The 14776-nt window shown below is 38.9% G+C and carries 12 protein-coding genes; 4 read left to right on the plus strand and 8 right to left on the minus strand.

Translation table 11 applies throughout. From position 1 onward, the window contains the following. Nucleotides 1–548 precede the first annotated feature (548 nt). The 7 genes from avs4 to rlmD all read right to left on the minus strand — a co-directional run bounded on the left by avs4 (nt 549) and on the right by rlmD (nt 9628). Nucleotides 549–5264, minus strand: a complete 4716-nt coding sequence (gene avs4, locus Tfer_RS13665; RefSeq protein ID WP_200901045.1) for an AVAST type 4 anti-phage nuclease Avs4 — start codon at nt 5262–5264, stop codon at nt 549–551. A gap of 323 nt (nt 5265–5587) precedes the next feature. Next, complete coding sequence (locus Tfer_RS13670) at nt 5588–5767, minus strand: MerR family transcriptional regulator (protein WP_052218883.1); 180 nt, start codon at nt 5765–5767, stop codon at nt 5588–5590. Nucleotides 5768–5942: 175 nt separating this feature from the next. Next, the gene (locus Tfer_RS16640) at nt 5943–6101 is read right to left on the minus strand and encodes a hypothetical protein (protein ID WP_160315571.1); all 159 of its coding nucleotides are present in this window, start codon (nt 6099–6101) and stop codon (nt 5943–5945) included. Further along, the gene (locus tag Tfer_RS13675) at nt 6098–6610 is read right to left on the minus strand and encodes a DUF1281 family ferredoxin-like fold protein (protein ID WP_242843603.1); all 513 of its coding nucleotides are present in this window, start codon (nt 6608–6610) and stop codon (nt 6098–6100) included. Before Tfer_RS13675 ends, Tfer_RS16640 begins: the two co-directional genes overlap by 4 nt. A gap of 1 nt (nt 6611) precedes the next feature. Next, nucleotides 6612–7139, minus strand: a complete 528-nt coding sequence (locus Tfer_RS13680; protein ID WP_052218884.1) for a hypothetical protein — start codon at nt 7137–7139, stop codon at nt 6612–6614. A gap of 174 nt (nt 7140–7313) precedes the next feature. Continuing rightward, nucleotides 7314–8096 carry a hypothetical protein gene (locus Tfer_RS13685; RefSeq protein WP_052218885.1) on the minus strand — a complete coding sequence of 261 codons (783 nt, stop codon included), beginning with the start codon at nt 8094–8096 and terminating at the stop codon, nt 7314–7316. A gap of 149 nt (nt 8097–8245) precedes the next feature. Continuing rightward, the gene (gene rlmD, locus Tfer_RS13690) at nt 8246–9628 is read right to left on the minus strand and encodes a 23S rRNA (uracil(1939)-C(5))-methyltransferase RlmD (RefSeq protein ID WP_052218886.1); all 1383 of its coding nucleotides are present in this window, start codon (nt 9626–9628) and stop codon (nt 8246–8248) included. A gap of 157 nt (nt 9629–9785) precedes the next feature. On the opposite strand from rlmD, the gene Tfer_RS13695 reads away from it, so the two are divergent. Beyond that, on the plus strand, nt 9786–10385 hold the full coding sequence (locus tag Tfer_RS13695; RefSeq protein ID WP_052218887.1) for a hypothetical protein: 600 nt from the start codon (nt 9786–9788) through the stop codon (nt 10383–10385). A gap of 13 nt (nt 10386–10398) precedes the next feature. Further along, nucleotides 10399–11484, plus strand: coding sequence for a hypothetical protein (locus Tfer_RS13700; protein WP_052218888.1), 1086 nt, complete (start codon nt 10399–10401; stop codon nt 11482–11484). Here Tfer_RS13700 and Tfer_RS13705 read toward each other — a convergent pair. Further along, complete coding sequence (locus tag Tfer_RS13705) at nt 11481–12221, minus strand: CPBP family intramembrane glutamic endopeptidase (RefSeq protein ID WP_052218889.1); 741 nt, start codon at nt 12219–12221, stop codon at nt 11481–11483. The two genes, Tfer_RS13700 and Tfer_RS13705, sit on opposite strands and share 4 nt — an antisense overlap. Nucleotides 12222–12394: 173 nt before the next feature. Here Tfer_RS13705 and Tfer_RS13710 point away from each other — a divergent pair, with 173 nt between their 5' ends. Next, a complete protein-coding gene (locus Tfer_RS13710) occupies nt 12395–13045 on the plus strand; it encodes a DUF4912 domain-containing protein (protein WP_052218890.1) in 651 nt (216 codons plus the stop codon). A 20-nt stretch (nt 13046–13065) separates the two neighbouring features. Then, entirely contained in the window at nt 13066–14679 is a 1614-nt protein-coding gene (locus tag Tfer_RS13715) for a glycoside hydrolase family 57 protein (protein WP_052218891.1), read from the plus strand. The last annotated feature ends 97 nt before the right edge of the window (nt 14680–14776 follow it).

Here is a 14776-nt window from a genome sequence, read left to right on the forward strand (position 1 = left end):
AACTCACCATAGTGAGATATTCAACATGACCGGCGACAGTTACCGGCTTAAACATCGTGATAGTATTTTGAGGTGAAAAAACTGGCAAAATTATTTGCCTAAATTCATCCAAAAGTACTTGCCGTTTACATCAAGTCAAAATGTTGTTTAAAAAAGTTGAATAACATCTTTTTGATTCTATTAATATCGCTTGCACTTGCACTAACTGATTTTAATTGCTTAATGTATTCTGATAAGATTGATTCCAAGGTCATAAACGTCTCTCCCAAGTTACAAATAACCAAACTCTTCATGATAATATATTTTACATTAGTATCCATTTTATAACAATATGCTGTTTTCTCCTCCCGTCCATGGGAACATACCCAATTCCCCCAAAAAGCCTATAAAGCCTTGCGGTGCAAGGCTTTATAGGCTGTGTTTTCTTTTGAGCGATACTACACACTCAACGTGACGTGAGCGCATGAAAGAGATAAGTTTGAGCTGACTCAACTTACTTTAGAAAATGTAAGGGGTTGTGGTTACAGTTAAATTAATTTCTTGACATACTATAAAATATTTTCTCTTAACATATATCCAACGACAGATGCCTTTTCTATTAGGAAATCTAATATTATTAAAACTTCTTGTTTCAATTGTTTAGTGACTCTTATTTTTTCTCGATTAATAAATATATACTTTTTAACCAAGTTTTCTAGATAATAGATTGTATTTTCTTCCAACTTATCTGACCATAAATTTCTATTATCTTTAAACATCTTGGAAATCCATAAAACTCCGTCATTCAAATAAATGCTTCCTATGCTATTTAATAATTTTGAAATTGAATATAAGACAGAAGGACAATGCCCGATATCTTCTGCTATTTTTTTAAAGAACATTTTATTATTTTCTTTAAGTGTATGCCATTCTGTTGCTTCTTCCTTCCACATGGTTTGGGCAAAAAGGTAACTTTTAATAATTTTTTGTGTATACCAATATTTATCTCCATTTTTACATATTTCGACTACTTTGCTGTAAAATAGATTCCAAATATGCCAGAATTTATTATATGCAGCCAATTTATCTTCTACTGAAATAAATACTTTAAATAACTCGGCTATAGACTCTGACCTGTTAAAACCATCAACAAATGGTTTTAAATAATCAGAAATATCTTGTTGATCAGAGACATTCAAAATAATAGATGCTAATTTGTTGAAAAAATCATACCTGACTTTATAATCAACCTTATCTTCTCTTTTTTCTGATAACAAATTCTGTGCAAAAGTTGAAATTATTACTTGGGCTAATTTTTTATGTTCTATATTATCTGATTTTAATGGTATCAGCTCAAAAGCCGTTTTTAAAACATATAGATCTAAATTTTGTATAGCGTTTAAATCCTCTATAGTAACTTTATTGTTAATTACCTTTTGTAAATCTGTGTTGTATTTCTTTAAAAATGCTTTAATAACTTGATTTTCGTGAAGTTCGTAGATATTCTTTTTATAATTTTTTTTGCGTAATTCTGACCTCAACTCTTCATATTTCAGCTTTAATAATAAATATCCCAAAAGGATGGACTGTGCATCATCAAAATTTATACTCCACAAATTATTCAAAATTGCCTTTTTAGAATAATCCGCAAATTCACAATACATTCCTATATTGTGAGGATCAAATAGAGTTAATAACAAAACTGTTTTTATAACCTCTTTTTCTTCTGGAAAATCCTTTAATAAAATTGGGAGCACAGAGATTGCTGATTCTACACCATCAGATATTTGATATGAATAATTGTCTCTAATAGGTTGTGAAGCTACTTCTAAAATAATATCTTTACAAAACAACTTCTCATCTTTTGTTAGATTCTCACTATAATCTCTTATTAAAACAGAGCAAGCATGCCCCGGAATTGAATAATTGAAAAGATAAAATTGTTTATCTTCAGTGCTATTAAGCCTTTCAATAATTTCTTTTACCTCTTGTAGCACAAGTCCAGGGTTATTATCATAATAATCATATTTTTTGTATAACTCATTATTTTCCATTTTGTAATTAGCCCATAGCTTTAATGCAGAGAATCTCATATATTCATTAATTTTTCTAATTGATGTTTCACTAAATTCTTTAAGTTCAGGATCAATATCTGGATTGAGACTAATAAGAATTTGCCCATCTTTTACTTCGGTTGAGGGCTTCATCTTCCTTCTATCCATTCTTGCTAGATAAAGCCTCCAAGTTTTATCAAATTCATTTTCTTCTGATTTATCCGGTAATTCCTCATAATATTTATCAAAAATATTCCATATAACTTGTTGCCTTTTCTCTACTTCTTCTTCAGTTATCCCCTCACTTCTAAAGAATTGATAATTTAAAGCTAAGTGCTCTAAAGAGTTCTTTCTATGTTTATCGTCACAAGTCTTAATTCTTTCATCTTGATATAATTCATGTTTATAGTTTAAGCCATACCCTATAGAAAACAGACTCTTAGCAGTCTGATCATTTAACATCCTACTTGTATCGAAAAGAAAAAATTCTTTTGTTTGAAATAATATCTCTGCAATACTAAAAGTTTTCTCGGGAAAAGCCAACACAACACTTACTACTATAGCAGAGATTGAAGCTGAGCTAGTATTTTCAAGTAAGTATAAAAGCCAAGACTCTAATATTTTTGGATCAGAGTTTTTTGCTCTTTCCAATAAGAACTTTTCTAACGCCATGTGCATTGATTGTAATACATGAGGGGTTACTTCTGTACCTCTGTATGTATTCCAAAGTCTATTACTTATATATTGCTTGGTAGTTTTCCCATTTCCAACAAAAACATCTATTTCCTCAACCTCCGATTTTCCTAAATCAGATTTAGCAAAACATTCAACCGTTTTGTTAGTGAAATCTAAAATAAATTCTATGGTTTCTTGTAGAGAATATTGAAGCAACCAATAAATAGGTGTTTGAAACGCACTTGCAGGAAAATAATCCAAGTGATCATCTTCTAAACAAAAATACTTTTCAATTCCTATTCCTGAATTATAATAGTAATCTTCCTTTTGAGGTACTCTAAACCAGTATAAATCTGCAAGTTTTAAGATATATTGTGGGAGAACTTTTATAACCTCAATATTGTCTCCTAATTTTGTCAAAATAACTTTTACTAAATCATAATAGGGATCTCTATACCTTTTCCATTTATTTTTTAATACTTCATCAAATATAATTGCAAGTTCGTCTTTTATTTCAGAAGCCCCAGATAAAATAGTTTGGAAGATTTTTTCTTTAACATCTTCATCACGGGGAAAATACACATCTTCTTTAATTGTCCATTGATAGTATTTCAAAGCTATTAAGCTTGATATCTTTGTCGTTTCTCCTTCTTTGAATTTTTTATTCCAGTCATTAATTATAGGCAAAATAAAATAAATGTTATTAATTCCAATTGTTTCCAAATTTTTAAAAACGAATTTTATAAGGCTTTGCCAACCTTTACCCTTGGGCTTGGTGAAAACATATTTAATAGAAAGCAAGTCTATGTCCTTTATTCCTAAATTCTTAAAAAAATCGTTATCAACTTCTTTACATGCTATTCTAAGCAAAAAGGTAAGCTTTCTCATCAACTTTCCACTATTTTCTAGTAGTTTTTCCTTAAAAAGCTCAAAAAAGGTCTCGGAGTAATTTGAAAGTAAGACAGATACCAAAACTTCATCTTTCCAAAAAGGTTCAATCTCTTCATTTTGAATAATTTCTTCAATAAATTGTTTAATTGAGTTATCTTCTAATAAAAGCTTTTCAGATACCCAATTTCTAAAACTTCTACGAATGGGCAAAGACCCTCCAATCCTTGTTAAAAATTCTTTATTGTTCTCTTTTTTAATAAACTCAGATTGAATAATCTTTTCTAATGCCCATTCTTCATAAATATCATGAGTAATAAAGTAACCTGCTGTTTCATATCCCAATATTCCGTCTTGAACCAATTCATTCAAAATCCGATAATCAAAATTTATCAAAACAAAAAACTGACTTTGATTTACTCTTTGAAAAGCAATTTGCAAAAAGCATTGTTCTCTCGCTGGATTTAATTTTTTTATTATTTTATTCCACAATTTTTGCTTAAACCCTAAATAATCAATATTTTCTTCTTCTTTGTAGAACTTTAAATATTCATTTAAATAAAAAGGATTTTTAATAAGATCTAACAGTTTTGGGTCTTCTGGAAGTATAAAATTATATTTATATGACAACTCTTCTAGTTCATTTTGGTTTAAATTTTGAATATCTAAATTTACTGGAATAATTCTATATATTTCAATAAACTCATAATTTAACTCCTCTAAATAATTATTTCTCGTAGTGAAAATTATTGTCCAACTACTTTGAATTAAACTAAAGAGAAACTCTTTAAAGGGCTCCCTATTTTCAAGTTCTAATAGCTTTTCGGCAGAATCAATTACAATAACTTTTGTTTTTTCACCTTTATGAGCTTCTATAAATTCCTTTAAATCAAACTCTTTAAATAATTCGTTTATATTATTCGTTTTAAATTCGTTAGCTTTAAAAACATAAAAAGGCACCTTTTCTTTTATTTCTCCATAAAGGTCTTTAATAATCGCGGTTTTACCAACCCCACCAACTCCGCTTAAGATTAGAATTTGCTTTTGATCAAGTCCTTTTCTAATTCTTTGTAAAACTTCATCTCTGTCAATTTTTATTTTTTGGTTATTAAAGTCTATTTCTGTCTGAATTTGGAATAGGATAGATTCTGTATGTTTTTGTTTTTCATCAATAAAAGCAACTATACTTTTGTCCAGGCTAAAAAAGTGTTGTGCTATGGTTTTATTATTTATTGCCACAAAAGAAGATTCAAAAAAGCTTGCAGTTCTCCATTCTATGTTAACTCTCAAATCTTCTGCCTTTTTCTCTACCTCTATTTTGGCTTGAGGATCATTTTGACTTCTTCCTTGTCCCCATTCTTGATTAGTATAAAAAATGACTTTTGTAAGATTAGGATAATCCCTTTTAATCTTTGTTATAGTTTCAATTAAATCATCTTTATGGTCTGATAATGTGGTTTCATAGAATTTTGCCTGCCAACCAATGACTTCATCGTCTTTAGTAATGGGATTGGTTTCAATGCCTGACTGGTTTTTATAACGAAAAATACCAAAAGGTTTATTAAATTCTTGACAGAATAGTAAATAACATAACCATTCAAAGTTACTTTGGGGGTTCTCACTAAATTTTGCTTTAAATTTATTCCAGTCTGGTTTAATGATATACATAGCTTACTCCTTTCGTTTTCATAGCGATAGCTAAGAAAACATATTATTCCTTTGCCTTAAGAAAAAAAGGTTTTCAAACTTTGTGATTATTTTTACAAGTGATGTTCTTATATTTTTTTGCTATAAGCCATCCGCTTAGCCCGATATCTTTTTTGTGCACTCAAGGGTTACCCAAAATTAGCAAATTCCCAAAGTGCCCCAAACCCTCAATCCATCAGCCTTTCACCCTCTCCAGCCTCACAACCGTCGCTGTATGCCTTGAGCGCATGAAAAACAATTCCATCTACAATCACATCATAATCAACCACAAAAATACCAAAAGATCATAACTTGCCTTTAGCTTTTATACGCGCATCTGCAGGCTTGTCCGCATCTTTGGGAATTGCCCATGCCCAGCCTAACCGAACCGCTCCCTCAACTCGTCCTTGCTCACATAGAAGCTGAACTCTGCGCTGGGATATCCCCCATTTTTCTGCTGCTTCTTTTGCCGTAATATATTCCATTCCTTATACCTCGCAGAAATATTTTCCATATATAGTATATACGAAGAAACGAATGAAAACAATGAATTGTTGTGACATACTTCTATGAAGGAACTATTTGAGCAAAGAATATACATGAATAAAACATCCGCTATTCTGCTTTTCACAGTTTGACGGTTGTCTCTTCTCGGTAATGTTATTTTGTAGCCAGCGCCTGCTCCATTTCAAAACCTGATTTGAATCTTATGAGAATCTTATCCTTTGACATGACCTTGATGCTTTGTATAAGCTGTCTGACAAGCTGGTTATCAAATCTTGATAATTTGCAGTCTGCGGTGTTCAGAAACTTTTTCATATCCTCGACTCTTTGTTGAAAGCTGCCGCCAGCTCAAGCGCCTCGGCAGAGCCGCCCTCTGGTATAAAGTAACTCAGGGTTTTGCCGCCTTTAAACTCTGCCTTGCCGGTGTTATAGCCAAAGTCCTCATCCGCCCATTTGTAGTCAAAACGGATATCGGGAAACATAGAGGACAGCTTTTTCATTAGATCGCTAACGCTGCTCCATGCGGTTAAGAATTTTACCGTGCTGCCATCAAAATTCTCCACGGTATGTTCGTCATAGCCATAGCTGTTCCATTTGGTTCCCCAATTTTTCAAGCTCCAGTCGTACCAGCAGTTTTCAGCGCCGTACTTTTCTATTTCCTCCCTGCCAAGATTGCCCCTGTAGATATGTTCCGGCATCGGTATAATTTTATTGAAGTCAATGCTGCCGATTCCAATCTCATCATTTTTGATGGCTTCAAACATTGCTCTGACTTTTTTCTCATCACCATACGCGGTGAGTATGTTTGTGATATGATTTGGCATGTTACATTCCTCCCATCGTCTGTTCGCAAATGTTTTGTTCGTTTTCCTGTTTCATCTCCCGCTCCGGCTTGATGAAGAAATGATCACTGTTCCAGAAGCTGACGAAAATTTCACCGTCATTCGTTTTGATGGGACGCTGCTCGAACCCCTCGCCCCATCCGTCAGATAGTTGACCAGTGATAAAATCAAGCATTTTGGCTGTTTCCGCTTCTGTCAGCTCGCCATAAACCTCTGCCGCCATTACTCCCCACAGCTTGCCGTTCCATTCCTCTACAGTCGGGTGGAGGCTGTAGATTTTTTCAGACAGCGCCTGGTCGTCGTAGAAATATACCATCAGGCCACGGTCACCTTCGCTGGGCAGCTTTTCTTTTTCAATAGCGGCAAGTATTTCATCCATGTAATACACCGCCTCCGATGTAGACAATTCTTCAGGCAGATCGTCCGCGCCGCACCCGCCGTATTCATGAGAAGGGTATGTTGTAATCGACAGGGGACTGAAAAACTTGAGGTTTTGCTTGATGTTTGACATTTGATTTCCTCCAATCATTTGTAATTTTCACCCTAAAAAAGGGCATAAAAAAAAGCAGCAGCATCTTATTTCTAAAATGCCACCGCTAATTTTGTGATAAGGAATTCTTTTATTCAGTTTTCGCTGTTTATAAAAGAAAGCATCATTAATAAAATGAAATATTACTACTTTTTATTAGTCTATCTTTGTTAGATCTTTTTCCGGGTCAAAATGCATCTCAACACAAAAACCCCTATTAAATAATTCATCCGCTGTAGTTAAGTGAGAATATCTAGTCATATCGCCAATATTGATAATAAGTGGTTCGTTTGAATCTTTGTTTGTTACGATAATCCTGTATTCCTTCTGATTCTTAAAAAAACTGTCCTTCCAAAAATACTTATCGTTTCCACCATTCGTATATGACTCTATTCTGTCTTTATAATTTATAGAAAAATCAGTATATCTTACCTTACTAGCAGCCCATTGTATATTCTCTTTCTCAAAGGTTCTTCTAACATTTTCAATAAAGTCGCCACAAGAATATATAAGAACATGCTCTCCAAAATTATTTTTAAATTCTTTCTTTTGCTCATCGCTAAAAGATGTCTTTGTTTTGATATAATTACTACCTTCCTCTATTATTTCTAAGTTATAAAAATCAAGGTAACACATACAGAATGCATGTTTTTCACAATCTTCCTCAAACCTAATTTGGCTTCTTCCAGCAAAGCCTTTAAGAAAAAGATTTCCTGTTTCATAATCGTATAAACTTATATCTAACTGATTTAGAACTAACGCACCTTCGTCTTTATCACCCATACCTCTTTTCTTGGTTTCTTCCTCTAGTTTTTTAAAGTAACCAATGGTATTCATATATAAATTACCTTTTCTTAGGGACTCTAAAGTCCATTTTTCTTTAGAAAATTTCATAAAAAAGATTGGTCGTTCTTTAAGTTCCGGTGCTATTTCGTACATATGATTCTCCCTTCATTTTTAGATCCATTAATATTATAAAGGTTTTTTAAAATACCTACATGATTTCAATGTTAACGCGCTAATTCTTATCAGCGTTTTATCATCCTATTTTCCTTTCAAAACCCACTCATCTTAAACGCCGGAAACCCTTATCCCATGCGGCTTTCGGCACGTTTTATCTGAACTATGCACTCAACGTGATGCGTCTGCGGAAACATGTCCACGGTCTGGATTTCCCGGACACCGTAACCGCGGTGGCGAAGGAAATGCAAATCCCGCGCCATACTTGCCGGGTCGCAGGATACGTAAACAATCCGCTCCGGCCCGATGTCACAGATAGCCTGCAAAGCCCTCTTATCCACGCCCTTCCGCGGCGGGTCCACCACCACCACATCAGCTTTCACCCCTTGCGCCGCCAGTTTGGGGAGCCTGTCCTCCGCCCGGCCCACAATGAACTCCGCGTTACCAATCCCGTTAATCCTGGCGTTGGCCGCCGCATCGGCCACTGCCGCTTCATGCACCTCCAGGCCGATCACCTTTTCCGTAAACTGAGCCAGATACAGGGCTATGGTCCCGATTCCGCAGTAAAGGTCCAACACCGTTTCTTTCCCTGTTCCCACGGCATACTGCCGCACTTTTTGGTAAAGGATTTCCGTCTGCACAGGGTTCACCTGAAAAAAGGACGTAGGCGAAATAACAAAGGTCAGCCCGCAAAGCTTGTCCTCAATAGTCTCCCGCCCGGCCAAAACAACATTGCAGTTCCCGAAAATATTGCGTCCCGGCCCGTCATTGATATTCCTCACCACGGAAACGACCGACGGGTTCCTGTGCAGGTCTCTGGCCATGGCATGTAAATTTATACATTTTTCAGAAGTGGTTACCAAGACAATCATCACTTTATTATGGGCCCAACTGCGGCGGATCACCACATGCCGCAATATTCCCCGGTGCGTTTTCCAGTCGTAGGCCGGCACTTTATATTTGTTCAGCAGCATTTCCACCACCGCCGCAAACTCGCTGATTTGTCTGTGCAGCAACATACAATCGTAAGCCGCCACTACCTGGTGGGTTTCTTCCGCAAAAAAACCCAGCCTGATACGTCCATTGTCATCGGCCACCTGGAACGCGGCTTTATTTCTATAGCGCCAAGGCATCTCCATGCCAATGGGAAAATGCACCGGAACATCCCCCAGCTTACCTATCCGTTGCACAGCATCGGCTACCACCTTTTGTTTAAAGGCCAACTGGGCGCTGTAGGAAATATGCTGCAGGTGAGACCCCCCGCATTTGAAAAAATCGGGACAGGCCGGCTCCTGGCGTATTTCCGCACGATCCAAAACCTTGTCCAGTTTGGCTATGGCAAACCCTTTCCTGATTTGTTCTACCCGGCACAGAACCCTTTCCCCGGGAACGGCATAAGGCACAAACACTGTAAAACCGGCATACCGCCCGATTCCTTCCCCGGCATGGCTAAAACCCGTAATTTCCAGTTCCAGAACCTGGCCTTCCTGCACAGGAGCTGCGCGTTTCATTCTCAAAAAGTCACCTCTCTTGTCGTGTACAGTCATGAACCCGCCTGATTCCTTTTGTTTTCAAACTCGTATAAAAATATAAAGACTGCCTTTTCTTAAGTGGTTTCTGAATTAGCGGTCAACCTAAAGGGGATAATACCACCTGTAGGAGGTAAATATGCAAACCCTTGCGGATTTCATTCAGGAAATTCGGCAGCACCTTGCGACTGGGAAACTCAAGGCGCAAAACAACAATTATCTGGATTTAGCTACCATTAGCATTACCGACCGGCTCCCGGAAATCCAACTGTCAGGATACCCCGCCGGCAACCCATTTTTACCGGTTTTTGAAATAATCCTGGAGCAAATCAGAGAAGGTCGGCTTGACCGCATCCAGGTCGGTTTAAATGAGCTTTTGAAAAGTTGCCTGGCAAACCTGGATAATGATGGGCTCACCTGCCGGGAAGCTATGTACAGGGTCCGACTCATTTTTGAACGGTGCCTGCAGCCCGATTTTCCATATATACAGCATATCTGGGAATACATTAACATTATCTTGCAAAACTTCTGCCTGTATTTGCTGCGTCGACAAAAATACAATGACGCCCGGACAGCCCTGGACACACTGGCTCAACTGGGGCGAATGGCAGTCCAAAAAGCGCTTCCCACAGCAACAACTCAGTCAGCATTGCGTTTGATAGAAATTCAGGCGCGGGATTTTGGCAATGACTGTCTGGCTGCACAGGCAAAAAACTACCGTTTCAACCTGGAACTGTAAACTGGAGGAAAATATGTTTGATTTTCAGTCCTATATTCGGGTACTCTTATCCGTAAGTTCCGGGCTACTTACCCTATTAGGTTCCGTAGGTATTTTTGTTTCGCTGACCGTACAAAGGAGAATAGAGCGCCTACAGGACACCCTGGAACAATTTATGGACTTATCTTACCATAATTCGGCCAATCTGACCGGACAAATGTTCAGGCTTATTGAAAAATACCAAATGCATTACCTTTTGCCCGACAGCCCCAGCCGAAAGATTCTGTACTACATTAACCTGACAATTTTTGTGGTCGTATTTGTCTGGTTCAGTCTGCTGATAATTGATTTTGAACCGCCCTGGAAATGGGAGGCGCTACTCTACTTGATCCCAATCAGCACAGGGCTGAGTATACTTTTTTTCTACAGGTACCTTTTAAAAAATGCTATTAATCCTATAGATAACGGCCTGTTTACCCCGTTAATACCTCCGCCAACCAAGCTGCGCAGTGTTTCGTTTTTATCGAAATATGTAAATGTTTCTGTCAAAACCATATTAAAACACGCCCGGTTAAGGTTGGTGGTAAAAAAGAGGGACAACGCCACGCTGGTTGTTTTAAAAGAAGAATTATCCTTTGACGACTATTTTTATTATATCGAACTAAAAAACGACAAAAAAGCCCTCTTTGCAGGTTTCGGCGAACTGCGCCTCATTTTTCCCAATGAACCCATTACGGGCAAACCGGTACCGGTACTGAGAAACATAAATATTCCTCTAGGCTTTTTGGCCCTTGAAGAAATAGAAGAGGAAAAAATAGATACCAAACTTTTAATTTTTCCCCGTGGGGAAAAACACCCGGTCGAATACCTCTTTAATTTACGCAAACAAACAGACGGCATGACTATGGTCGGCGAACCGGTGATCAGTATAAACTACATGATTTTGTATCATATTAACGGTTCCGTTTTTGAACTGCTGGAAAACAACACCGACGAAAAACTATTCGACACGATGGCCAAGTATTTTGTCCTGGACCGGAAACGCCGCTGGATTTCCCAGTTTGACCCCGTCAATGAAAACAATATTCAGGAGTGCCTGGTGGACCCTTACGTGGATTAGGGTGCCAACCGCGAACCGGTAGCCATTAAAAGCAGCATAACAGTATTCCAGGTGGAATGAGCAAAAATCGAAGCCCACAAGGATTTGGTCCGTTCAAAGAGGTAGGCCAGGCCAATACCACCCACGGCAATAGGGATAAACCTGAACAGGTCCCGGTGCATCAAAGAAAAAATTAATCCCGATATAACCATGCCGGGCAGCCGGCCAAACCTGTCCCGAAATACAGGGTAAACCATGCCGCGAAAATAGATTTCCTCGCTCAAAGGGGCCATAACCGACCCAAGGAAAAATGCCAGCAACCGGGACCATTTTCCGTCCATCGCCAGCAAATAAGTGGCAACATCCTGAGGCGGCGGAGTAGTTTTGGTAATGATAACCATGATAACGCCAAGAAGAAGGATGAGAAATACCAGCACAAAACCGCCCCCAACGCCTATAAACAGGGTTTGTAAAAAGTTATGTGTAGTTAATCCTATTTCTGCCAGGGTTGCTTTGCGGAACCAAAAAATAATCCCTGTTACAACGAGGATGTAGAAAGCTTGCGACATGGCGCTAAAAAAGAACAAAGTCAGCTTGGGCTCCATGCCCAAAAAACGAAGACTGCCGAAAATTCTTCTGATGTTGTCGGCATAAGCCCTGGTAATCCCCATCAGGATTAGCAAAAGAACAAAAACCAGAATAATGTCCACAAAGGACCACTTTATTTTTTTATCATCCAGGAAACTTTCCTTCTGCATTAATACCACCCCCAATCATTACCGGTGAGTCGGTGGCCTTGTTACTTTACGGTCTTTTGTTATGTTACGGTCTTTTCGGTCTTCTTATTATTAGGTAAAACCTCTGCAAATAAACATCAGGTTTCTGGACATAATAAATTAAGCAGTGTTATTTAATACAAAGGAGGAGGGGCATGGATACCGTAGACATCCTCGTCATCGTTTCGCTTTTTTTGCTGATCATTGCCGGGATACTCTTATATTCTACCAAAAAAACTCCTATAAAAAAATTAAATATTAACCAATCCCTCCCTTCCGGCACAGAATTCAGTCAGGAACTGGCGCCACAACCCTCTTCAAAGGCTGTGTCAGAATTTATTCCCGAACTTCCGGCAAGTTACGGGGAAAGCCGTTTAACAGCTTTGGTAAGAGACCCTTATTGGGTTTATTTATACTGGGAAATTACGGAAAACCTAAAAAGAAGGTTTCAGGAACAATACGGAAACTGGGCCGATTCAACGCCTTTTTTCATCGTTTACAATGCGGCTGACCCGCGCAGTTTAGTCCGGCTTTTTACAACACAAATCAACGATTCGACAAATAACTGGTACTTAAGGGTTCCGGAAAACACCTGCCTGCTTATTGACCTTGTTCGCATATACCCTGACGGTAGGGTGGTCACCGTATTGCGTTCTAATATCGTAACCACGCCAAGGGCATTTATGTCAGACCGGATTGATGAAGAATGGATGCTGGTTGACGACAAACAGAAAAAACTGTACAGGCGAATAGGTATAGGCCACGGCCCCAGTTCCCCGGACTTTTATAATCCCTTAAGAGAATAGTTTGAGAAAGGATGATTTTTTTGCCCAAAGGTTACCTTGCTTTGGTTCTCCACGCTCACTTGCCTTATGTCAGGCACCCTGAACATGAAAATTTTTTGGAAGAGAAATGGTTATACGAAGCTATTACCGAGTGTTACGTCCCTTTAATCAATGTCTTTGATTCTTTACTCGAAGACGGGGTTGATTTTCGCCTGACAATGTCAATAACGCCCCCACTCCTATGTATGCTTAATGATGATTTACTGAAAGAAAGATACCGTAAATATATCCTGAAGCTTTTGGAACTGGCCAAAAAAGAAGTTGTCCGGACCAGAAATGACCGAAGTTTTAACCGGTTGGCCAAAATGTATGTCGATTTCTTCAGCAGGGTCTATGAAACCTATGCCAACAAATACCATGGCAACCTGATCAGCGCCTATAAAAAATTTCAGGACCTGGGCAAGCTAGAAATCATTACCTGCGGCGCTACCCACGGTTTCTTCCCTCTACTGGGCATTCACCGGGAAGCTATCCGGGCCCAGGTAGGCATTGCCGTAGACAATTACTGGCAATTCTTCGGCAGGCCGCCAAAAGGCATTTGGCTGCCCGAGTGCGGATATAATCCGGGGGATGATTATATATTAGACGAATTCGGGATTAAATATTTCTTCGTCGACACCCACGGGGTCATGAATGCCTCCGTCCGGCCCAAATACGGTGTTTTCGCACCGATATACTGTCCTTCGGGTGTGGCCGCCTTCGGGCGGGATATGGAAACGTCAAAACAGGTCTGGAGTATGCACGAAGGTTATCCAGGGGATTTTAATTACCGGGAATTTTACCGGGATATCGGTTATGACCTGGATTTTGACTACGTTAAACCATATATCCACCCTGACGGCATCAGGACCCATACAGGCATCAAATATTATAAAATCACGGGCAAAACAGATTACAAAGAACCTTACAACCCTGATGTCGCCCTGGCCAAAGCGGCAGAACACGCAGGAAACTTTATGTTTAACCGGGAACGGCAAATCGAATATCTGGCCGAAATCATGGACCGCAAACCCATTGTGGTTTCACCTTATGACGCCGAACTGTTCGGGCACTGGTGGTACGAAGGACCGCAGTGGTTAAATTTCCTGATCCGAAAAATTGCTTACGATACCGACATTTTCAAACTCATTACACCCAGCGAATACTTAACAGAATACCCCTGCAACCAGGTAGCCGTGCCTTCCATGTCCAGTTGGGGGTACAAGGGCTATAATGAGGTCTGGCTGGAAAGCAGCAATCACTGGATCTACCGCCACCTGCATAAATGCGCAGAGAGGATGATAGAACTGGCCAATATGTTTCCCGATGCCGGCGGCGATCTGCGCAGAGCTCTTAATCAGGCTGCCAGGGAATTGCTGCTGGCGCAAAGCAGCGACTGGGCTTTTATCATGAAAACAGGGACCATGGTGGGATATGCAGTGAAACGAACCAAGCTGCATATTCACAATTTTCTTTCACTATACGAAGATATCAAATGGAATAAAATTAACCCCCATTGGCTGAAAGAACTGGAAGACAAAAACAACATCTTCCCCGACATTGATTACAGGTATTACGCCTCTCAACAGCAGCTATCTTCAGCTACGGAAAGGTAGATGGGGTTCTCATGCTACCGTTTAGGAGCAACTGCGCCCGCAGAACCGGTTGTTTTACCTCTACAGCGGTGGTTACCGGAACTTCTGGCAAGGTTTT

The organism is Thermincola ferriacetica, from assembly GCF_001263415.1.
Classification (GTDB): domain Bacteria; phylum Bacillota; class Thermincolia; order Thermincolales; family Thermincolaceae; genus Thermincola; species Thermincola ferriacetica.